Raw genomic sequence first — 21,652 nt, forward strand, 5'->3', positions numbered from 1 at the left:
GATTACTTTAGTAATGCCTTACGCGAATCCCCGCGAAACACGCGGGGATACCAGAGAGACGGACTATGGAGCGAGGAGTTTGGTTAGCGCCTATGGGATAAATCCCCTCGCCACAAAAGAATTCTGCGGCCACAAAAAAAGGCGCGTCACCCCCAGTAGATGACGCGCCTTTTTTTACGCGGTGAGCGTTAGCTACCCGCCACGGTCATCCGCTCGATCAACACCGAACCGGTGCGGATGTTGCTGCGCAGTTCCAGATCGTTGCCCACGGCCACGATCTGCTTGAACATGTCGCGCATGTTCCCGGCAATGGTCACTTCCTGGACCGGGAACTGGATCTCGCCGTTCTCGACCCAGAAGCCCGCCGCGCCACGGGAATAGTCGCCGGTGACCATGTTCAGGCCGTGGCCCATCAGTTCGGTCACCAGCAGGCCCCGGCCCATGCGTCGCAGCAAGGCCGCCTGGTCTTCTTCGCCATGGGTCACGAACAGGTTATGCACGCCACCGGCATTGGCGGTGCTCGGCATGCCGAGCTTGCGGCCCGAATAGGTGCCGAGAATGTAGGACACCAACTCGCCATTTTCCACGAACGGCTTGGCGTAGGTGGCCAGGCCGTCGCCGTCGAACGCCGAGCTGCCCATGGCCTGCATCAGGTGCGGACGCTCGTCGATGGTCATCCATTCCGGGAACAGTTTCTGGCCCAGCGCGCCCTCAAGGAACGACGACTTGCGGTACAGGTTGCCGCCGGACACCGCTGACAGGAAGCTGCCGAACAGGCCACCGGCCAGCTCGGCCGAAAACAGCACCGGCACTTCGCAGGTCGGCACCGGCCGCGCGCCCAGGCGGCTGGCCGCCCGTTGCGCGGCTTTCTGGCCAATGCTCACCGGGTCCGCCAGCAAGGTGCCCTGGCGGTTCACGTCGTACCAGTAGTCACGCTGCATCTGGCCGTTGGCCTCGGCGATCATCACGCAACTGAGGCTGTGGCGGGTCGATGCATAACCACCGATGAAACCGTGGCTGTTGCCGTAGACCCGGCAGCCCTGGTGGGTATTGAGCGTCGTGCCGTCGGCGTTCTTGATCCGGCTGTCGGCCTCGAATGCCGCCGCTTCGCAACGCAGTGCCTGTTCGATGGCCTGCTCGGGGGTGATGTCCCAGGCGTGGAACAGGTCGAAGTCGCGCAGCTCCTTGCACATCAGCGCGGCATCGGCCAGGCCCGAGGCTTCATCTTCGGAGGTGTGCTTGGCAATCGCCAGTGCCGCGGCGACGGTTTCGCGAATGGCCTCCGGGCCGCTCGCCGAAGTGCTGGCCGAGCCCTTGCGCTGGCCCACGTACAAGGTGATGCCAAAGCCCTGGTCGCGATTGAATTCGACGGTTTCCACCTCGCGCTGGCGCACCGACGTCGACAGGCCCTGCTCCAGCGATACAGCCACTTCACAGGCACTGGCGCCCTGGCGCTTGGCTTCGGCGAGGATCTGCTCGACTTGTTCCTGCAGTGCCGGCAATGCTTGCGGGCCGACGCTTTGAACTGCACTCATGGGGTTCTCCACTCAAATTCTTCTTTCGGTTAAGGCTTTGTACGTAAAGTGCCTGCGCGACGATCATGCTGCGTTGAAAACAGGCTCGGAATGCTCATTTACAACCAGTAAACTCCGCTTCCTCGCCTGTTTTCGCCTTGCCTGATCGCCGCTCGGCGACTTTTCGTACAAACCCTTGGCCTTCGAGCGACCGGGCCGGACAAGCGGCCCCCGACTGGTTATCATGGCGGCGTTTCTTTGCGGACTGCCACCATGGTTGATTCTTACGACGACTCCCTCTACGAGGGTGAAAAAAGCAAATCCCAGGTCAAACGCGAGCTGCATGCTCTGGTTGACCTCGGCGAGCGCCTGACAACACTCAAGCCTGACTTGCTGGCCAAACTGCCTTTGACCGACGCCTTGCGCCGGGCCCTGGCCGATGCGCCCAAGCACACCGCGAATATCGCGCGTAAACGGCACCTGCAATTCATCGGCAAACTGATGCGCGATCAGGACACTGACGCCATCCTGGTCCTGCTCGATCAACTCGATGCCTCCACCCGGCAGTACAACGAACGTTTCCACAACCTGGAGCGCTGGCGCGATCGCTTGATCGCAGGCGACGACGGCACCCTGGAAAAATTCGTCATCGACTACCCGGAGGCTGATCGTCAGCAATTGCGCTCCCTGATCCGTCAGGCCCAGCACGAACTGGCGCAGAACAAGCCACCGGCCTCGAGCCGTAAAATCTTCAAGTACATCCGTGAGCTGGACGAAACCCAACGCGGCCTGCGCTGAGTTCCATCCGCTCTGTAGGAGCTGCCGCAGGCTGTGATCTTTTGATCTTTCGCTTGAGACTCAAGTATCTGGGGAAAGATCGCAGCCTCGTTGCACTCGACAGCTCCTACACGGATCGTGTACATCCTCATGCGCCCGTGCCACCCACGGTAATCGCATCGATCTTCAGGGTCGGCTGGCCGACGCCCACCGGCACCGATTGCCCGTCCTTGCCGCACGTGCCCACACCGCTGTCCAGCGCCAGGTCGTTACCGACCATCGACACCTTGCTCATCGCCTCCGGCCCGTTGCCGATCAGGGTCGCGCCCTTGACCGGTGCGGTGATCTTGCCGTCTTCGATCAGGTAGGCCTCGCTGGTGGAGAACACGAACTTGCCGCTGGTGATGTCCACCTGGCCGCCGCCGAGGTTGGCGCAATAGATGCCTTTTTTCACCGAGGCGATGATTTCCGCCGGATCGCTTTGACCACCCAGCATGTAGGTGTTGGTCATGCGCGGCATCGGCAGGTGCGCATAGGATTCACGGCGACCGTTGCCAGTGCGGGCCACGCCCATCAGCCGGGCGTTGAGCTTGTCCTGCATGTAGCCCTTGAGCACACCGTTCTCGATCAGCGTGGTGCATTCGGTCGGGGTGCCTTCATCGTCGACGCTCAGGGAGCCACGACGCCCGGCCAGGGTGCCGTCATCGACAATGGTGCAGAGTTTCGAGGCGACCATTTCCCCCATGCGCCCGCTGTAGGCCGAACTGCCCTTGCGGTTGAAATCGCCTTCCAGGCCATGGCCGACTGCTTCGTGCAGCAGCACGCCGGACCAACCGGACCCCAGCACCACCGGCAATGTACCTGCCGGGGCCGGAATGGCCTCCAGGTTGACCAGCGCCTGGCGCAGCGCTTCGCGGGCGTAGCCCATGGCGCGGTCTTCGCTGAGGAAATAACGGTAGTCAGTGCGCCCGCCGCCGCCATGGCCGCCGCGCTCACGGCGACCGTTCTGCTCGACGATCACACTGACGTTGAACCGCACCAGCGGCCGCACGTCCGCCGCCAGGCCACCGTCGGTGGACGCCACCAGGATCCGTTCCCAGACCCCGGCCATGCTGACCGACACCTGCTGGATACGCGGGTCGAGGGCACGGGTGGCGACGTCGATGCGCTTGAGCAGCTCGACTTTTTCGGCGCGACTCATGACTTCCAGCGGGTTATCCGGCGCATACAACTGCGTCACGTCCTGGCTGCTGAACGCCTGGACCGTGCCATTCTGCCCGGCGCGGGAGATCGAGCGGGCCGCACGGGCCGCAGCGCCGAGGGCTTCGAGGGTGATGGCGTTGCTGTAGGCAAAACCGGTCTTTTCCCCGGACTGGGCGCGCACGCCCACGCCCTGGTCGAGGTTGAAACTGCCTTCCTTGACGATGCCGTCTTCCAGCGACCAGGACTCGGAGATCTGCCCCTGGAAATACAGGTCGGCCGCATCGATGCCCGGGCCGGCCAGGTCGCCCAGCACGCCTTGCAGGCTTTCGAGGGTCACGCCGCCGGGGGCTAGAAGGTGTTCACTGACTGAGGACAACAACCCGCTCATATGATTTACGCCTTGAATTCGTCGTCTTGGACAGGCCGCTGTCGAGCGCCCTGCGAGAAAAAGCGCCGGTGGCTGGCCACCGGCATGCGCGCCCGGATGGACGCCTGTTCACTGCTGTCGCGCTCGGCCAGCAGCACGGCCTCGCCTTGATCCTGTTGTGCCAGCACACGGCCCCACGGGTCGACAATCGCGGCATGGCCAAAGGTTTCCCGCGGCCCCGGATGCACGCCGCCCTGGGCGGCCGCCAGCACATAGCACTGGGTCTCGATGGCCCGGGCGCGAACCAGCACCTCCCAATGCGCCGCGCCGGTCACCGCGGTAAACGCCGACGGCGCCGTGATCAGTTCCGCCCCGGCAGCCCGCAGCTCACTGTAGAGTTCCGGGAACCGCAAGTCATAACAGACCGTCAGGCCCACCCGGCCCACGGGGGTATCGGCAACCACCACGTTAGCGCCATAAGCATAGTCATCCGACTCGCGATAGCGCCCGCGATTGTCCGCTACATCCACATCGAACAGGTGCAGCTTGTCGTAGCGCGCCACGATCTGGCCCTGATCGTCGACCAGCAACGAACAGGCATGGGACCTGGCCTCGGGCTGGTCCACCGGTGGCAACGGCAACGTACCGGCCACAATCCATAACTTGAGGTCTCGGGCGACCTGTTTCAACCAGGGCAGGATCGGTCCCTGACCAAAGGCTTCGGCTCGACCGATATCGGCAATGTCCCGCCGCCCCATCGCGGCGAAATTCTCCGGCAGCACGGCCAGCCTGGCGCCGCCAGCGGCAGCCTGCTCCAGCAGCACACGGGCACGGGCCAGGTTGGCGAGCACATCGCTTTGGCTGACCATTTGAATCACTGCGACTGGCATGGAGCTTCCCTCTTTTTTATCCTCGCCCAAGGCGGCTGTGGGAGCAAAGCTTGCTCGCGATGAGGCAGGTATATCCAACATATAGGCTGACTGATACACCGCAATCGCGAGCAAGCCTTGCTCCCACAGGCCCGCTCCCACAAGGGAGTTGGCGTCGAACTGTCAGAACGGCTTGTCGAAGGTGATCTTCGGCTCTTTCCACGGCCCCTTGACGTCGTATCTTACGCTGGCAAAGCGCGCCACGCGGTCACCGATCAGTTTGTCGATCAGAAACAGCGCCCCACCCACCGCCGGTGCGCCAACGATCAGCGCGGCGATCGGCAGGTTGTTGGTCACCGGCAGCGTCACCAGCAGCTTGGCGTCGACCCGGTCGGCCACCATGTCCAGCGTGCCGTTGAGTTCCAGGTTGCTCGACGGCCCGGTCAGGGTAATGGGTTCGCGGGTCACGTACACACCGTCGCTCGCCACCAGCAGCCCCTTGACCCGGTCGTAGCTCAGCCCCTTGCCGAACAGGTCGGAGAAGTCCAGGCGCAAGCGTCGGCCGATGGAGTTGAAGTTCAGCAGGCCAAATACCCGCAACGCCTGGGCGCTGCCTTCCACTTCGACAAACTGGCCCTTGCTCAGCGACGCGTCGAGGCTGCCGGAAAAACGCTTGGTGGCAACCCACGCCGGCGAGCCGGGCCAGCGGCCATCGACATCCAGGCGGAAGGTCTGGCTGGTCACACTCGGGGCATAACCCCAGTTCTTGAGTACGTCGCCCAGGTTCTTGCCGCTGATACGGCCCTTGTACCAACTGCTGGTGGAACCGGGCGCGCCTTCCCAACCACCACTGCCGTTCAACACCATGCCCTTGAGGCCCATGTCCAGATCGTTCAGCGCGATGCCCTTGGCGGTCGGTCGCACTTTCAGCGACCACGCACCGATGAGATCAGGGCCCTGGAACAGTTTGTCGATGGCAATATCCATGGCCGGGATTTTGCCGGGATCGACCGACGCCAACGGGTCCGGAGAGTTTTCATCCGCCTGGACCGTCGGGTCTGTGGCCGGCAGGCGCACATAATCGAGCTTGATACCAATCGGGGCGGCCTTTGCGTCCGGCAGGCTGACATTGCCCTTGGCCTGCTGGCTGTCCAGCCGCAAGGCCCAGGCGTCCGGCTTGCGGTCCAGTTGCACCGATGCCTGGTCCAGGGTCGTGCCCATGGCCGTGAGCTTGCCGACGGTCAGATCGACGCTGCTGAGCAGTTGCTTGGCACTGCCGCCCGGATCCTGGCCCGCGTACTTGTTCACCAGGTCCTGCCAGGGACTTACGTCCAGTTCCGACAGTGTGCCGCGCAATCGCAGCCCCTTGGCCCCGGGCAGAACAGCATCGCCGGCACCCAGCAACAATTCGCCACGACCGTCGGCGAATTTGCCGCTCGGCGCGGCGTAAGTGAAACTGGCCAGGTCGCCATAATCGACCCAGTAACGCCGCTCCGGCCCTTGCAGGGTCATGCGAAACACCGTGTCGCGCCCGACATCGGCGGCCATGCCGAAGGGTGCCGGCAGGTCCACCGCCACGCCCTTGAGGTTGGAACTGACCGACAACTGGCTGTCGGCGCCGTCGAGGATCACTTGCAACTGGTAGGGCACGACACCGGATACCGGCAACGGCTGGGTGACATTCAGCCAACTGGTGAGTTTCTTGATCTCCACCTGCCCGGACGCCGCGACTCGTGTGTTGAGCGCTCCGGCGCGGCCTTCGGCGAAAATCTGTGCGGTCACGGGCCGGTCGAATGCCCGGGCACTGATGCCCTTGCCGCTCAAGCCCTTGTTGCTGTCGAAGCGGAAATCGCCCTTGAGTTGGGTCAGTTCCAGTACCGGCTCGCTGAGCTTGAGACGGGCCTTGTCGGTGGCGAAGTCCACCAGGATCTTCGGTTGCTCGCCTTTGACCAGGGGAATGTCGAGCTTGACGCTGCCTCGCAGGTCGCCCTCGCCTTCCCAGCCGGCGAATGTCTCGGCGGTCCCGATCGGCGCGGTCTGGAGGATTTTCAGACCGTCGCCCAGTCCGCCGGCGAACCCGCCGTCGAGAAACAGATGAACACTCTGCCCGCTGGGTACATGGGGAATGTTCACCGAAACATCCTTGACCTGGGTATCGAGCAATTGTCCCTGGCTGGCGAAGATGCGCACGCCACTGTCTTCGACGAAGACATCGCCGCTGACCTTGCTGACCGAAGGCCAGCCCGGCTGGAACGCCAGTTCGGCGTCATGCACCTTGAAAAACAGGCTGATGCTGCGCGCCGCATCCTCGGCACCGTGATTGAGCGAGCCTTGATACTGGAAAAAGCCCTCGTCCACCGCGCCCTTGACGATGGCCGTGCGCAGCCACTCATCCAGCGCCGGGCTGAGGACCGCCGGCAGGTACTTGGCGGTGTAGCGTCCGTCACCGTCCACCAGGCCGACCCGCAGGTCCATGTAGTCTTCCTGGCTGTGGTCGAAATGCAGGCGGATCAGGAAGTCGCCGGCAATCCGGCCCTCCTCGCCCAGCACCTTCAGATACGGCGCGATCAGGGTGAAGCCTTGCTTGTCGAGCTTCCAGGTCAGCCGGGCGTTGGCCTGCAGGTACTGCCAGGGCTTGGCGAAGATCGGATCCAGATGCAGGGAAAAATCCTTGCTGTCCATGCGCAGCTCGCCGCCACCGAGGTCGCCGCTCAGGCTCCCCGATACATTGCGCGCAGCCGGGGCGCCGCGATAGGCATCAAAGCCCACTGTGTCCAGGTTGGTGGCGAAGCTGATTTTCTGGTCCCCGGTGTTCTGCGGCCGGTAGTCCAGCAACACGTTGCGCAGGGCACCGGTCACCTTGAGACGGTCGATGGTCTTCGCCAGGCCCTCGGGCAACGGCGCCAGGGCATTGAGCAAAGGCGTCAGCGGGGTCAAGTCGAGGCGATCGGCCTGCAGGTGCCAGCGCTCCTCGGACTTTTCGGTGGCAGCACTCTGTTGCAGTTGCAGGCGCGATTCCCAGCGGGTTTCGCCCAGGTTCATCGCCAGGGAATCGAAGGTCGCGGTAAATCCCTGGTCGCCACGCTGGAAATATCCATTGAGCGCCAGGTTATGGATCTGCACCGGCTTGCGCTCAGCGTAGGCACCCAGGATGTCAGGGGCGTTCAAGCGCATGGCCGCGCTTTGCACCGTACCGTCCCCCCAACTCAGCCAGAACTCGCCACCGGCCTTGATCCGGGAAAAATTCCATTGTTGGGTCAGGCGTTTCGGCAGCCATTTGGACCAGTCGCTTTGCGGCAGGCTCAGGTACGCATCGGCCTGGCCATTCTTCCAATCACTGGCGCGGATACGGGTACGCAGGTTGATCGCCACGGGCTGACCGTCAGGCAGGGTCAAGCGCATGTCCAGCCGTTGGCGGGTGGCGCCGGTGCGCAGGCTCAAACCGACGTAGGTGAGGGTCAGCGGTGGTTGCTCGACAGGTTGCAAAGTCACCTGGCTATCGAGCAGCGAGAACTTGGAAACCAACTGCATGCGTTCGAGCAATTGCTGCGGATCGAGGGGCTGGTCGTCCTTCACCGGCAGGCCTTCCAGGGCCCACTTGCCGTCGGCGCCCTCCTTGAGGCTGATCTTCAGGCCGCTGACTTCCAGGTGGGCGATGCGCACCTGACGTGCCAGCAAGCTCTCCCATAGGTCAGGCACGGCTCGCACCTGGTCCAGGTGCAAGGCGTTGGGGCCTTCGCCGACCACCACGTCGCGCGCCGCCAGGATGGGCGCCAGGGCGCTCCAGCTACCGTCGAGGCTGCCGATGTGCACAGGCATGCCCAAGGCGACGCTGGCCTGGGTCTCGGCCTCGGCGCGGTATTCGGCCACCAGCGGGACCAGCTCACGACCGAGGCTGACGTACAACGCCAGCAGCACCAGCAGCAGCGCACACAATCCCAGCCCCCAGCGAGTCAGCGCCGCCAAAATGCGTGTCAGACGCTCCATGTCAGTGGGCTCCCCTGGCAAAGACAATCAAATCCGCGGGCCCGCCGCTTCCCAAGCTCTTCAGAGCAGCACCACGTCGTATTGTTCCTGGGAATACATGGTTTCCACCTGGAAGCGAATCGTGCGTCCGATAAACGCTTCCAGCTCCGCGACATTGCCTGACTCCTCGTCGAGCAGGCGATCCACCACTTTCTGGTTCGCCAACACTCTATAGCCAGTCGCCTGATAGGCGCGTGCCTCCCGGAGGATTTCCCGGAAGATTTCGTAACACACGGTTTCCGGGGTCTTGAGCTTGCCGCGGCCCTGGCAACTGCTGCACGGCTCGCACAGCACCTGTTCGAGGCTTTCACGGGTGCGCTTGCGGGTCATCTGCACCAGGCCCAGCTCGGTGATACCGATGATGTTGGTCTTGGCGTGGTCGCGTTCGAGTTGTTTTTCCAGGGTCCGCAGCACCTGGCGCTGGTGCTCCTCATCTTCCATGTCGATGAAGTCGATGATGATGATCCCACCCAGGTTGCGCAGGCGCAGTTGCCGGGCGATGGCGGTGGCGGCTTCCAGGTTGGTCTTGAAGATGGTTTCTTCCAGGTTGCGATGGCCGACGAACGCCCCGGTGTTGACGTCGATGGTGCTCATGGCCTCGGCCGGATCCACCACCAGGTAGCCGCCGGACTTGAGCGGCACCTTGCGCTCCAGGGCTTTCTGGATTTCGTCCTCGACGCCGTACAGGTCGAAAATCGGCCGTTCACCAGGGTAATGCTCGAGGCGGTCGGCGATTTCCGGCATCAGTTCGGCGACGAACTGCGTGGTTTTCTGGAAGGTTTCCCGGGAGTCGATGCGGATTTTCTCGATCTTGGGGCTGACCAGGTCGCGCAAGGTCCGCAGCGCCAGGCCCAGGTCTTCGTAGATCACGCTGGGGGTGGCGATGGTCTTGATCTGCGCGGCGATCTGGTCCCAAAGCCTGCGCAGGTAGCGGATGTCCATGAGGATCTCATCAGCCCCGGCCCCTTCGGCGGCGGTGCGCAGGATGAACCCACCGGCTTCCTTGATGCCTTCTTTTTCCACGCAGTCGCTGACCACCTGCTTGAGGCGCTCGCGCTCGGCTTCGTCTTCGATCTTCAGGGAAATACCGACATGGGCGGTGCGCGGCATGTACACCAGGTAGCGCGACGGAATCGACAGTTGCGTGGTCAGGCGCGCGCCCTTGGAGCCGATGGGGTCCTTGGTGACCTGAACCACCAGGCTCTGGCCTTCATGCACCAGCGCGCTGATGCTCTCCACGGCCGGTCCTTCGCGCATGGAAATTTCCGACGCATGGATGAATGCCGCACGGTCCAGGCCGATGTCGACGAAGGCCGCCTGCATGCCCGGCAGCACCCGCACCACCTTGCCTTTATAGATATTGCCGACGATGCCACGCTTTTGCGTGCGCTCGACGTGGACCTCTTGCAGAACACCGTTTTCAACCACCGCCACGCGCGATTCCATCGGCGTGATGTTGATCAGGATCTCTTCACTCATGGCAGGGTCTCGTTCAGGCATGTTCACGATTATGGCCGCATCAAGTCAGACGGCGCTCAGCGCGCGTTCAAGGTTTGCCAACAGGGTATGCCGAAATGGCCCAGTAGTTCTGCGGTTTCGCACAGCGGCAGGCCGACCACGGCTGAATAACTGCCTTCAAGCCCGGCGACGAACACCGCGCCCAGCCCTTGAATACCATAGCCGCCGGCCTTGTCCCGGGGTTCACCGCTGGCCCAGTAGGCCGCCGCTTCCTGTTCCGTGATCGAACGAAAACGCACCAGGCTGCGCACAACGCGGGATTCACAACGCTGCCCATCCAGTAGGGCAATGGCGGTCAATACTTCATGTTCGCGACCGGACAGGCTCAAGAGCATCGTCATTGAGTCGGCCTGGTCCACGGGTTTGCCGAGAGTTCGCCCGTCCAGTACCACAGCGGTATCGGCGCCCAGCACGCAGCCATCCATGCCGGCGTCCAGGGCTCGTCGCCCCGCCTCGGCCTTGCCGCGCGCCAGGCGCTCGACATAGGCCGAAGGGGTTTCGTGGTCCAGGGGCGTTTCGTCGATGTCCGCACCGATGGCGGTAAAGGGCACGCCGATCTGCGTGAGCAGTTCACGCCGACGCGGCGAGCCTGAGGCGAGGTAAAGCGGTTTCATCAAGACATCTCCCTAACGCTACCGGCTTTTGTGGCCAAAGATTGCTCCCGCCAGGCTACGCCGTAGGAGCTGACGAGCGGAGCGAGGCTGCGATCTTGTCCCAGACAATTGAGTCGCAAGCGAAAGATCAAGATCAAAAGATCGCAGGCTTCGCCAGCTCCTACAGAACCCTCTGGCCACAGGGATGTGAGTCATCAAAAAAAGGTAGATATCCTGACCGAATCAGTTGATTTTGAAACGCAGGCGCAGGCCACGCAAACCGAAGCTGACCCAGGGCCAGAGCAAGGCACTGACCAGGGCTGGCAACACCAATGCCAGGGTCGGCTGGCGATTGCCGGTCAGCGCGCTGAGCCACAATTGCACCAGTTGCGCCAGGCCGAAGATCACCAGGATCACCAGGCACTGCTGCCACATGGGGAACATCCGCAGGCGTTGTTGCAGCGACAGCACCAGGAAGGTAATCAGCGTCAGGATCAGCGCGTTCTGCCCCAGCAGCGTGCCATAAAGCACATCCTCGGCCAGGCCCAGGCACCAAGCGGTGACCATGCCAACCTTGTGCGGCAAGGCCAGCGCCCAGAAGGCCAGCAACAGGGCCAGCCACAGTGGGCGCAGGATTTCCATGAACTGCGGCAGCGGCGAAACGCTGAGCAACAGGCCGATGGCGAAGGTCAGCCAGACCATCCAGCCGTTACCGGATTGGGTACTGCTCATTCTTCTCGTGCTCCCCTGGGGGCTGGCGCGGTGGCCGGCGTGGAGGCTGGCGGTTTGGCGGCGGGCCGGGCTGGCTGAGCAGGCTGCGCGGCGGGCGCGTGGGTGGCCGAGCGGGTCGGTTTCACAGCAGGCGCGGCGGGCGCGGTGGCCGGGGTTGCCGCCGGCGTGGTGGCCGGAGCCGCCGTCGCGGGTGCGGGCACGGGTGGTTTTGGCACCGTGGCAGGCACAGGCGCAGGCGTTGCTGTCGCCGGGGTAGCCGACTCGCCGCCCTGGCGGTCCTGGGCTTCCTGGGCCACGGCGGCGTCGTTGGCACGCTCTTCGGGCGTACGGTTGTCGCTGAATACCAGCAGCAGGTAACGGCTGCGATTCAATGCAGCCGTCGGCACCGCGCGAACGATGGCAAACGGCTGGCCGGAGTCATGGATGACTTCCTTGACCGTCGCTACCGGATAACCGGCCGGGAAACGCTGGCCAAGACCGGAGCTGACCAGCAGGTCGCCTTCCTTGATATCGGCGGTATCGGCCACATGCCGCAGTTCCAGGCGTTCCGGGTTGCCGGTGCCGCTGGCAATCGCGCGCAAGCCGTTGCGATTGACCTGCACGGGAATGCTGTGGGTGGTATCGGTCAGCAGCAACACCCGAGAGGTGTAGGGCATCAACTCCACCACCTGGCCCATCAGGCCCCGCGCATCGAGCACCGGCTGGCCGAGGACGACGCCGTCGCGCTCACCCTTGTTGATGATGATGCGGTGGGTGAAGGGGTTGGGGTCCATGCCGATCAACTCGGCCACTTCGACCTTCTCGTTGACCAGCGCCGAAGAGTTGAGCAACTCGCGCAGCCGCACGTTCTGCTCGGTGAGGGCCGCCAGCTTCTGCATGCGCCCCTGCAACAGCAGGTTTTCGGTCTTGAGTTTTTCGTTTTCAGCGACCAGTTCGGTCCGGCTGCCAAACTGGCTGGCCACACCTTGCCACAAGCGCTGCGGCAAGTCGGTGATCCAGTAGGATTCCATCAACACCAGCGACATCTGGCTGCGTACAGGCTTGAGCAGCGTGAAGCGGGCATCGACCACCATCAGCGCGACCGAGAGCACGGTCAGCACCAGCAGGCGCACACCCAATGAGGGGCCTTTGGCGAAAAGCGGTTTAATAGGCCGCTCCTCCCAGGCAAATGTTTTCTTTATTCATACGGCATCAAACCGGCCTGGATACGAATGACAGAAGATAAACGCCAACGGGCAGCACTGCAAAGTGCTGCCCGGGAGCGAACAACATAGACGATCCCGCCAACTTATTCGCTGGAGAGCAGGTCCATGGTGTGCTTGTCCATCATTTCCAATGCACGGCCACCGCCGCGTGCAACGCAGGTCAACGGGTCTTCGGCAACGATCACCGGTAGGCCGGTTTCCTGGGCCAGCAGCTTGTCGAGGTCACGCAGCAGCGCGCCACCACCGGTCAGCACCAGGCCGCGCTCGGCGATGTCCGACGCCAGTTCCGGCGGCGACTGCTCCAGGGCGCTCTTGACGGCCTGGACGATGGTCGCCAGCGACTCTTGCAGCGCTTCGAGCACTTCGTTGGAGTTGAGGGTAAAGGCCCGTGGAACGCCTTCGGCCAGGTTGCGACCGCGTACGTCGACTTCACGTACTTCACCGCCCGGGTAGGCCGTGCCGATTTCCTGCTTGATGCGCTCGGCGGTGGATTCGCCGATCAGGCTGCCGTAGTTGCGACGCACATAAGTGATGATCGCTTCGTCGAAACGGTCGCCGCCCACACGTACGGATTCGGCGTAGACCACACCGTTGAGGGAGATCAGCGCGATTTCAGTGGTACCGCCACCGATGTCGACGACCATCGAGCCGCGGGCTTCTTCCACCGGCAGGCCGGCACCGATGGCAGCGGCCATTGGCTCTTCGATCAGAAACACTTCACGGGCACCGGCACCGAGGGCCGATTCACGGATAGCGCGACGCTCTACCTGGGTGGACTTGCATGGAACGCAGATCAGCACACGAGGGCTGGGCTGCAGGAAGCTGTTTTCGTGAACCTTGTTGATGAAGTACTGCAGCATCTTTTCGCAGACACTGAAGTCGGCGATCACGCCGTCCTTCATTGGGCGAATGGCCGCGATGTTGCCCGGTGTACGGCCCAGCATGCGCTTGGCTTCCGTACCGACAGCCACGACACTTTTCTGGTTACCGTGGGTGCGGATGGCCACGACCGAGGGTTCATTCAGGACGATACCGCGCTCGCGCACGTAAATAAGGGTGTTGGCAGTGCCCAGGTCAATGGAAAGATCGCTGGAAAACATGCCACGCAGTTTCTTGAACATGGGAAAGGGACCCTAGGCAACGCGTGGGTAAAAAAGTGCGGCAAACTCTAACAACGACAGGGATTTTGGGCAAGGCGCCAATATGTTAAATTGGCCGCTTTTCTGTGCACCAAACCCCGAAATCGCGGCCGTAAGACCGTAGAAATGCGGTAGTGTTCCGACAATCTAACACACGGACAGACTGCGTCCGTTTTGTTTTCCACTGGAGAATCCCATGGCGCTTGAACGCTCCGACGTGGAAAAAATCGCTCATCTGGCCTGTCTGGGCCTCAATGAAGCCGATCTTCCACACATCACTTCTGCCCTGAACAGCATTCTGGGGCTGGTCGACGAGATGCAGGCGGTCAATACCGACGGTATCGAACCACTGGCTCACCCACTGGAAGCCAGCCAGCGCCTGCGCGCCGACGTCGTGACCGAGTCCAATCACCGCGAGGCCTACCAGTCCATCGCACCAGCGGTCGAAAACGGCCTGTACCTGGTTCCGAAAGTCATCGACTAAAGGGAAAGAGCCTCTCATGCATCACATGACCCTGGCCGAGATCGCCCGCGGACTCGCCGATAAAAAGTTTTCTTCCGAAGAGCTGACCCAGGTCCTGCTGGCGCGCATCGCCCAGCTCGACCCGCAGCTCAACAGTTTCATCAGCCTCACCCAAGAGCTGGCCCTGAGCCAGGCCAAGGCCGCCGACGCCCGGCGCGCCAACGGTGAAACCGGTGCCCTGCTCGGTGTGCCAATTGCCCACAAGGACTTGTTCTGCACCCAGGGCATCCGCACCAGCTGCGGCTCGAAGATGCTCGACAACTTCAAGGCGCCGTACGATGCCACCGTGGTCGCCAAGCTGGCCGCCGCCGGCACCGTGACCTTGGGCAAGACCAACATGGACGAATTCGCCATGGGCTCGGCCAACGAGTCGAGCTACTACGGCGCGGTGAAAAACCCGTGGAACCTGGAACACGTACCGGGCGGCTCGTCCGGTGGTTCCGCCGCCGCCGTGGCCGCGCGCCTGCTGCCGGCCGCCACCGCCACCGACACCGGCGGCTCGATTCGCCAACCGGCGGCGTTCACCAACCTCACTGGCCTCAAGCCCACCTACGGCCGCGTCTCGCGCTGGGGCATGATCGCCTACGCCTCCAGCCTCGACCAGGGTGGCCCGCTGGCGCGCACCGCCGAAGACTGCGCGATCCTACTGCAAGGCATGGCCGGCTTCGACCCGAACGACTCCACCAGCATCGATGAGCCAGTGCCGGACTACAGCGCCAGCCTCAACGGCTCGCTGCAGGGCCTGCGCATCGGCGTGCCGAAGGAATACTTCAGCGCCGGCCTCGACCCACGCATCGCCGAACTGGTCCATAACAGCGTCAAGGAGCTGGAGAAGCTCGGCGCGGTCATCAAGGAAATCAGCCTGCCGAACATGCAGCACGCAATTCCCGCGTACTACGTGATCGCCCCGGCTGAAGCGTCCTCGAACCTGTCGCGTTTCGACGGCGTGCGCTTCGGCTATCGCTGCGAGAACCCGGAAAACCTGATCGACCTGTACAAGCGCTCCCGTGGCGAAGGCTTCGGTGCCGAAGTGCAGCGCCGGATCATGGTCGGCGCCTACGCGCTGTCCGCCGGCTACTACGACGCCTACTATCTCAAGGCGCAGAAAATCCGTCGCCTGGTGAAGAACGACTTCATGGCCGCCTTCAACGAGGTCGACATCATCCTCGGCCCGACCACGCCGAACCCGGCCTGGAAGCTCGGCGCCAAGAACAGCGACCCGGTCGCCGAGTACCTGGAAGACGTCTACACCATCACCGCCAACCTCGCCGGCTTGCCGGGCCTGTCCATGCCGGCCGGTTTCGTCGATGGCCTGCCAGTGGGCGTGCAGTTGCTCGCGCCGTATTTCCAGGAAGGCCGCCTGCTCAACGTGGCTCACCAGTATCAGTTGAACACTGACTGGCACACCCGCACCCCAACCGGCTTCTGAGGAGAAACACATGCAATGGGAAGTCGTGATCGGGCTGGAGATTCATACCCAGCTCACCACCCGGTCGAAAATCTTTTCCGGTAGCTCCACCACGTTCGGCTCCGAGCCCAACACCCAGGCCAGCCTGGTCGACCTGGGCATGCCCGGCGTTCTGCCGGTGCTCAACGCCGAAGCGGTGCGCATGGCGGTGATGTTCGGCCTGGCGATTGACGCCGAGATCGGCCAGCACAACGTGTTCGCCCGCAAGAACTACTTCTACCCGGACCTGCCCAAGGGCTACCAGATCAGCCAGATGGAATTGCCGATCGTTGGCAAGGGCCACCTGGACATCGCCCTGGAAGACGGCACGGTCAAGCGCGTCGGCATCACCCGGGCACACCTGGAAGAAGACGCCGGCAAGAGCCTGCACGAAGAATTCAACGGCGCCACCGGCATCGACCTGAACCGCGCCGGCACGCCGCTGCTGGAAATCGTTTCCGAGCCGGACATGCGCAGCGCCAAGGAAGCCGTGGCCTACGTCAAGGCGATCCACGCATTGGTGCGCTACCTGGGCATCTGCGATGGCAACATGGCCGAAGGCTCGCTGCGCTGCGACTGCAACGTGTCGATCCGGCCCAAGGGCCAGGTCGAATTCGGCACCCGCTGCGAGATCAAGAACGTCAACTCGTTCCGCTTCATCGAGAAGGCGATCAACAGCGAGATCCAGCGCCAGATCGAACTGATCGAGGACGGCGGCAAGGTCATCCAGCAGACGCGCCTGTACGACCCGAACAAGGACGAGACCCGTCCGATGCGCAGCAAGGAAGAAGCCAACGACTACCGTTACTTCCCCGACCCGGACCTGCTGCCGGTGGTCATCGAGAACTCGTTCCTCGACGAGGTGCGCGCCACCCTGCCGGAACTGCCACCACAGAAACGCGAGCGCTTCCAGGCGCAATTCGGGCTGTCGAGCTATGACGCCAACGTCCTGGCCACCAGCCGCGAACAGGCCGATTACTTCGAGAAAGTCGTGAGCATCGGCGGCGACGCCAAGCTGGCGGCCAACTGGGTGATGGTGGAACTGGGCAGCCTGTTGAACAAGCAGGGCCTGGAAATCGACCAGTCGCCGGTCTCGGCCGAGCAACTGGGCGGCATGCTGGTGCGGATCAAGGACAACACCATTTCCGGCAAGATCGCCAAGATGGTGTTCGAAGCCATGGCCAATGGTGAAGGCAGCGCCGACGAGATCATCGAGAAGCGCGGCTTGAAGCAGGTCACCGACACCGGCGCCATTTCCGCCGTGCTCGATGAAATGCTCGCGGCCAACGCCGAGCAGGTCGAACAGTACCGTGCGGCAGACGAAGCCAAGCGTGGCAAGATGTTCGGCTTCTTCGTCGGCCAGGCCATGAAAGCCTCCAAGGGCAAGGCCAACCCGCAACAGGTCAACGAACTGCTCAAAAGCAAGCTCGAGGGCTGACTTATCGACGGTGATCGTTCCCACGCTCTGCGTGGGAACGCCTCACTGGACGCTCCGCGTCCGCTTTTTGTGACGCAGAGCGTCACGGGCTGCATTCCCACGCAGAGCGTGGGAACGATCATGGGGTCATCGAATGAAGCGTCTCCTCGGCGCCTGCGCCCTGCTGTCCCTGTTGGCCGGTTGCGCCAGCCAGAGCGGGACGGTCGATCCACACGGCTACGACCAGACCGGCGTCGCCTCTTATTACGGTGCCAGGCACCATGGCAAGCGCACCGCCAGCGGCGAGCGTTTCAACCAGAATGGCCTGACCGCCGCCCATCGCCAGTTGCCGTTCGGCACCCGGGTGAAAGTCACCAACCTGAAAAACAATGACAGCGTGGTGGTTCGTATCAATGACCGCGGCCCGTATACTCGTGGCCGTTTGATCGACGTGTCCCGCGAAGCCGCCGAGCAACTGGGCATGTTGCGCAGCGGCACCGCACGGGTGCGCGTGCAAGCCCTCGACGATTGATAGACGGAGCCCGGCCATTTCCCTACTCACCGCCCTACCGCTGCTGAGCCTGATCGAATTGTTCGGCGCCCTGCTGTTGCTCATCGGCGGTGCCGAACTGCTGGTACGCGCCGCCGTGGGCCTGGCGGCACGCTTGCAGGTTCGGCCGCTGATCATCGGCCTGAGCGTCGTCGCGCTCGGCAGCAGCGCCCCACAAATGGCCGTCAGCCTGCAGGCGACCCTGGCGCAAAACGCCGACATCGCCGTGGGCAGCGTGATCGGCAGCAGCATCTTCAACATCCTCGTCACCCTTGGGCTGTCGGCGCTGATCATTCCGTTGCGCGTGTCACGCCAACTGGTGCGCCTGGACATCCCGCTGATGATCGGTGCCAGCCTGCTGGTGTTCGTGCTGGCCTGGAACGAAGAACTGACCCGGCTGGACGGCATATGGCTGCTGCTGGGCCTGGCGGTGTACCTGGGCCTGTTGCTGCGCCAGTCGCGGCACTCGGGAAGGCCGCACACGGTGGGTATCGAGGTGACCCGGGGGTCGTGGCCCAAGAGCCTGGCGATGATCGTGCTGGGCTTGGCAATGCTGGTTTTCGCCGGGCACCTGCTGCTGGGCGCGGCGGTGGAAGTGGCGACGGACCTGGGGCTTTCGGAGCGCATCATCGGCCTGACCATTGTCGCCGTCAGCACCTCGCTGCCGGAGCTCGCCACCTCGTTGATCGCCGCCCTGCGCGGCCAACGGGACATTGCGGTGGGCAACGTCATCGGCAGCAACCTGTTCAACCTGCTCGGGGTATTGGGCATAACCGCCCTCGCCGCCCCCACGCCACTGTCGGTCTCACCGAACGCCCTGGATTTCGACCTGCCGGTGATGCTCGGCGTGGCGGTGCTGTGCCTGCCGGTGTTTTATTCCGGGTATCGTGTCACCCGCGCCGAAGGCTTGCTGTTGCTGGGTTTGTACCTGGCCTATGGGCTACACGTGGTGTCCTTCACCACCGGCATGCCCCTGGCCGGCCAACTGGAACGGCTGATGCTGTTCTATGTGCTGCCGGCCCTGCTCGCGTTTTTGCTGTTCACCTCCCTGCGCGCCTGGCGCCGCCAACACCACAAGAGGGATTTGCCATGACCGACACTCCAAAGACCGGCCTGGACATGCGTCGCCAGGTCATGGGCGACGCATTCGTCGACCGCGCCCTGGGCAACGCCACCGAGTTCACCCAGCCATTGCAGGACTTCGTCAACGAACATGCCTGGGGCAGCGTCTGGAGCCGCGACGGCTTGCCGCTGAAGACCCGCAGCCTGATCACCCTGGCCGCCCTCACTGCCCTCAAGTGCCCGCAGGAACTCAAAGGCCACGTGCGTGGCGCGCTGAACAACGGCTGTACGGTGGAAGAGATTCGCGAGGCATTGCTGCATTGCGCGGTGTACGCGGGCGTGCCGGCGGCGATCGATGCGTTTCGGGCGGCGCAGGAAGTGATCGATAGCTATCAGAAGCCTGAATAAAAGCCTGAGCCTTGCAGTGGCAGGTCAGGCCTCTTCGCGAGCAAGCCCGCTCCCACATTAAACGCGCACACCCAATGATAATGTGGAGATGGACCTGTTCGCGAATGGCTCTTGAGGCCCAACCGCTAACCCCAGACTCGAGCGCTCTCAGCCTGGAAGAATTCCACACTGTGCGCTCCCAGGTAAGCTTGAGCGCGCCCCCTCAGCAAGACATTGCCTTCACTGTCCTTATCGCCGTAAACACTCACGAAAACCTTGCTTACCGAGCTCTGTTTTATCTGATCGAAGATGTGCCGGTCATTGTCATCGAACGAATGCCCGTAGATAAACAACACCCCTTGCAACCGGCCCAATCGCTCAAAACAATAACTGAGATAGGGGTTGTGTTGGATTCTGACCTTCTTTCGCTCATGTGTAGGTTCTGAGACAAAGGTGGGGAACTTCCTGTTTTCCATGTTCCATTTCACTTGCTCAATGATCGACTCGCCCTGATCTGAACACGCGTGTTTTCGAATACCGCCCAGGGTGTCGTAAATGTGTAGCCCGCCATGGAGGAAATGAACATTCTGGCTTTCAGGCCCCTCCCATGGCCCGCCTCGAAACCCGTCGTCGGTGTTGTATTCCGGCTCGAGACCAAACTGGTTTCTCGCCCAATAAAACAACAAGTCATAATTAAGCGTGAACACATTGCTGAAGGGCTTGAGAAATTTCCTCACCGAAACATATTGCTCATCCGTCACGTCTCGAGGCAATGCCGGGTGGGTGGCCGATATCACCTCTATCAGAGCGTTTTTGATGGCTTCCTGATCAGCCTTGATCGCGTTGATCAGATCCGGGTCGGCATTGTAGATCCTGAGGATATCTTCCGCGGCGATCAGCCGTTTCATGACTTTCTCAAAATCATATGTGTTGAACGTATCGAAGATACGTCGGATCACCCGATGCCTTTCGCCGAAGTGCGCGCTGGAAAACAGACTCTTGTAACTGAAAACATCTTTGTTCCAGGCTTGAGAAAACCCATTTGCCAACAAAATGGAACGCTTGCCGCTGTAATCGACGAAGGAAAAAGCCTCTTCGAAAGTGATCATATAGTCTTCCTTGTGTTGGTCTGATGAAGTCCCGACACAATGATACCAATGAGCCACCACCCTTAACCATCCAGAAGGTCGCAGGCTAGATCCACCCACCCCACTGCAACACAAAGATCCCCAGGTTGGTGGTGATCGCCGCCATCAGCGTGGTGATGACGATGATCGCCGCCGCCAGTTCATGGTTGCCATCGGCCGCGCGGGCCATGACGTAACTGGCGGCCGCGGTGGGGCTGCCGAAGTACAGGAACAGGATCCCCAGCTCCGCCCCGCGAAAGCCCCAGAGCCACGCACCGAGGGTGGCCAGCAGCGGCAGCCCGACCATCTTCACCAGGCTCGAACTCAGGGCCATCTTGCCGCTCTTGCGCAAGGCCGCCAGCGACAGCGTGCCGCCGATGCAGATCAACGCCAGGGGCAAGGTCATTTGCGACAGGTACTTGGCCGAGGTCTCGAACCAGTTCGGCAGGCCGATGTGCCAATAGGCGAACGGCGCGGCGACGATCACGCTGATGATCAGCGGGTTGCTGATCACGCTCTTGCAGATGCTCCACGGGTCAGACTTGATCACCGGGCTGTAGACCGCCAGCACGATGGTCGACAAGGTGTTGTAGAACAGGATCACCAGCGCCGCGAGAATCGCCCCCAGGGAAATCCCGTAGTCGCCATACATGCTCGCGGCCAGCGCCAGGCCGATGACCCCGTTATTGCCGCGAAACGCACCTTGGGTATAGATGCCGCGATCTTCGCGCGGGCAACGCCAGATCGCCCAGCCCCAGGCCATCGCGAAGCTCACCAGGGTAGCGATGGAAAAATAGATCAGCAGGTCGGGCTGCAACGCCGCATGCAGGTCGGCATGCAGGATGCCGAGGAACAACAGCGCCGGCATGGTGACGTTGAACACCAGGGACGAGGCGATGTGGATGAAGTTGTCGTTGATCCAGTTGATGCGCTTGAGCAACACCCCCAAAAACAACATGGCAAACACCGGCGCGGTGATGTTCAGGGTTTCGAGGAAAATTGCCAGCATGCCGGGGACCTTGAGAGGGGCGTCGTTAGGTGGCTAATGATAAGCCACTTTCCCACTGATCGTTCCCACGCTCTGCGTGGGAATGCAGCCAGGGACGCTCCGCGTTCCAAGAATCGAACGCGGAGCGTCCGTTGAGGCATTCCCACGCGGAGCGTGGGAACGATCAATCGCTACACCCCAAGGCCAG

General features: G+C 62.5%; 18 protein-coding genes. 7 read left to right on the forward strand and 11 right to left on the reverse strand.

Annotated features, from left to right (window positions below; all coding sequences use genetic code 11):
• Positions 1-188: 188 nt before the first annotated feature.
• Positions 189-1,535: a metalloprotease PmbA gene (gene pmbA, locus ASC85_RS23130; protein ID WP_057451544.1), complete on the reverse strand. Its 1,347-nt coding sequence runs from the start codon at positions 1,533-1,535 to the stop codon at positions 189-191.
• Between the two features lie 252 nt (positions 1,536-1,787).
• On the opposite strand from pmbA, the gene yjgA reads away from it, so the two are divergent.
• Entirely contained in the window at positions 1,788-2,312 is a 525-nt protein-coding gene (yjgA, locus tag ASC85_RS23135; protein ID WP_014336624.1) for a ribosome biogenesis factor YjgA, read from the forward strand.
• Between the two features lie 127 nt (positions 2,313-2,439).
• On the opposite strand, the gene tldD is transcribed toward yjgA, so the two are convergent.
• The 8 genes from tldD to mreB all read right to left on the reverse strand — a co-directional run bounded on the left by tldD (position 2,440) and on the right by mreB (position 13,925).
• Positions 2,440-3,882, reverse strand: a complete 1,443-nt coding sequence (gene tldD / locus ASC85_RS23140; protein ID WP_057451545.1) for a metalloprotease TldD — start codon at positions 3,880-3,882, stop codon at positions 2,440-2,442.
• A 5-nt stretch (positions 3,883-3,887) separates the two neighbouring features.
• Positions 3,888-4,751: a carbon-nitrogen hydrolase family protein gene (locus ASC85_RS23145; protein WP_057451546.1), complete on the reverse strand. Its 864-nt coding sequence runs from the start codon at positions 4,749-4,751 to the stop codon at positions 3,888-3,890.
• Positions 4,752-4,913: 162 nt separating this feature from the next.
• Entirely contained in the window at positions 4,914-8,717 is a 3,804-nt protein-coding gene (locus tag ASC85_RS23150) for a YhdP family protein (protein ID WP_057451547.1), read from the reverse strand.
• A gap of 60 nt (positions 8,718-8,777) precedes the next feature.
• Positions 8,778-10,235, reverse strand: a complete 1,458-nt coding sequence (gene rng / locus ASC85_RS23155) for a ribonuclease G (protein WP_018613976.1) — start codon at positions 10,233-10,235, stop codon at positions 8,778-8,780.
• 56 nt (positions 10,236-10,291) lie between these two features.
• A complete protein-coding gene (locus ASC85_RS23160; RefSeq protein WP_057451548.1) occupies positions 10,292-10,888 on the reverse strand; it encodes a Maf family protein in 597 nt (198 codons plus the stop codon).
• Between the two features lie 222 nt (positions 10,889-11,110).
• The gene (gene mreD / locus ASC85_RS23165) at positions 11,111-11,599 is read right to left on the reverse strand and encodes a rod shape-determining protein MreD (RefSeq protein WP_003197820.1); all 489 of its coding nucleotides are present in this window, start codon (positions 11,597-11,599) and stop codon (positions 11,111-11,113) included.
• Complete coding sequence (gene mreC, locus ASC85_RS23170; protein ID WP_082534464.1) at positions 11,596-12,747, reverse strand: rod shape-determining protein MreC; 1,152 nt, start codon at positions 12,745-12,747, stop codon at positions 11,596-11,598. Before mreC ends, mreD begins: the two co-directional genes overlap by 4 nt.
• Before the next feature lie 140 nt (positions 12,748-12,887).
• Entirely contained in the window at positions 12,888-13,925 is a 1,038-nt protein-coding gene (mreB, locus tag ASC85_RS23175; protein ID WP_002555108.1) for a rod shape-determining protein MreB, read from the reverse strand.
• Between the two features lie 214 nt (positions 13,926-14,139).
• Between mreB and gatC the strand changes: the two genes are divergently transcribed.
• From gatC to ASC85_RS23205, 6 genes are all read left to right on the forward strand, one after another.
• Positions 14,140-14,427: an Asp-tRNA(Asn)/Glu-tRNA(Gln) amidotransferase subunit GatC gene (gene gatC, locus ASC85_RS23180; protein WP_003197816.1), complete on the forward strand. Its 288-nt coding sequence runs from the start codon at positions 14,140-14,142 to the stop codon at positions 14,425-14,427.
• A 16-nt stretch (positions 14,428-14,443) separates the two neighbouring features.
• Complete coding sequence (gene gatA, locus ASC85_RS23185; protein WP_057451550.1) at positions 14,444-15,895, forward strand: Asp-tRNA(Asn)/Glu-tRNA(Gln) amidotransferase subunit GatA; 1,452 nt, start codon at positions 14,444-14,446, stop codon at positions 15,893-15,895.
• A gap of 10 nt (positions 15,896-15,905) precedes the next feature.
• Positions 15,906-17,351: an Asp-tRNA(Asn)/Glu-tRNA(Gln) amidotransferase subunit GatB gene (gatB, locus tag ASC85_RS23190; RefSeq protein WP_003197813.1), complete on the forward strand. Its 1,446-nt coding sequence runs from the start codon at positions 15,906-15,908 to the stop codon at positions 17,349-17,351.
• A 133-nt stretch (positions 17,352-17,484) separates the two neighbouring features.
• Positions 17,485-17,862 (forward strand): septal ring lytic transglycosylase RlpA family protein, encoded by a 378-nt coding sequence (locus ASC85_RS23195; RefSeq protein ID WP_057451551.1) that lies wholly within the window; start codon positions 17,485-17,487, stop codon positions 17,860-17,862.
• Between the two features lie 49 nt (positions 17,863-17,911).
• Positions 17,912-18,973, forward strand: coding sequence for a calcium/sodium antiporter (locus ASC85_RS23200; RefSeq protein ID WP_057451552.1), 1,062 nt, complete (start codon positions 17,912-17,914; stop codon positions 18,971-18,973).
• Positions 18,970-19,350, forward strand: a complete 381-nt coding sequence (locus ASC85_RS23205) for a carboxymuconolactone decarboxylase family protein (RefSeq protein WP_053178202.1) — start codon at positions 18,970-18,972, stop codon at positions 19,348-19,350. The genes ASC85_RS23200 and ASC85_RS23205 overlap by 4 nt, the downstream gene beginning before the upstream one ends.
• A 125-nt stretch (positions 19,351-19,475) precedes the next feature.
• Here ASC85_RS23205 and ASC85_RS23210 read toward each other — a convergent pair whose 3' ends face one another.
• Entirely contained in the window at positions 19,476-20,438 is a 963-nt protein-coding gene (locus ASC85_RS23210; protein WP_057451553.1) for a DUF4917 family protein, read from the reverse strand.
• Positions 20,439-20,523: 85 nt separating this feature from the next.
• Positions 20,524-21,465: an AEC family transporter gene (locus ASC85_RS23215; RefSeq protein WP_057451554.1), complete on the reverse strand. Its 942-nt coding sequence runs from the start codon at positions 21,463-21,465 to the stop codon at positions 20,524-20,526.
• Positions 21,466-21,652 lie beyond the last annotated feature (187 nt).

It is taken from the genome of Pseudomonas sp. Root401 (assembly GCF_001425105.1).
GTDB classification, from domain to species: Bacteria; Pseudomonadota; Gammaproteobacteria; order Pseudomonadales; family Pseudomonadaceae; genus Aquipseudomonas; species Aquipseudomonas brassicacearum.